This window comes from Halorubrum sp. Atlit-28R (genome assembly GCF_003665955.1).
In the GTDB taxonomy this organism is placed as follows: domain Archaea; phylum Halobacteriota; class Halobacteria; order Halobacteriales; family Haloferacaceae; genus Halorubrum; species Halorubrum tropicale.
In genome coordinates, this window is the sequence record NZ_QPLS01000128.1 from 1 (window position 1) to 533 (window position 533).

A 533-nucleotide genomic window follows, 5' to 3' on the forward strand; every position below is an offset into this window, starting at 1 on the left:
GTGCTCGCCCCTCGCAAGCGGCGTGAGCCATTCTTCTTTCTGTGCTTCGGTTCCGAACAGCTCCAGCGGCTTCGACGCGAGGCTGACGTGGGCGGCGTACGACAGGCCGATGCCACCCGAGACGCGACCGAGTTCTTCGACGACGAGCGCGTACATCAACTGGTCGCCGCCGAGACCACCGTACTCGGCGTCGATAGGGACGCCCATCACGTCCAGGTCGGCCAACTGGTCGAATATCTCCGCGGGGAACCGGTGTTCGTCCTCGATGTCCTGTGCGATGGGAGCAATCTCTTCTTCGCAGAACTCACGGACGGTATCGCGAATCATCCGGTGTTCGGCCGGGAGGTCGAAGTCCATGCGACCAAGTATCCGCGACCGAGACATAAAGTAATCGAACGCCCATGTAGAATTCGGGTCGGCACGCCTAGTGAAGGACTCGCTGACGTCACGCTTGTCGCGTCTGCGGGCGATTTCCGAGTTGCCCGCACGGCCAGTGAGACGGCAGCGCCGTCTCACACTGCTCGTGGGACTCC

The 533-nt window shown here is 62.3% G+C and carries 1 protein-coding gene; it reads right to left on the reverse strand.

Annotated features, from left to right (window positions below):
- Window positions 1–357: acyl-CoA dehydrogenase family protein (locus DVK06_RS17150; protein ID WP_147438167.1), on the reverse strand; the 357-nt coding region annotated here is incomplete at its 3' end.
- Between the last annotated feature and the right edge of the window lie 176 nt (window positions 358–533).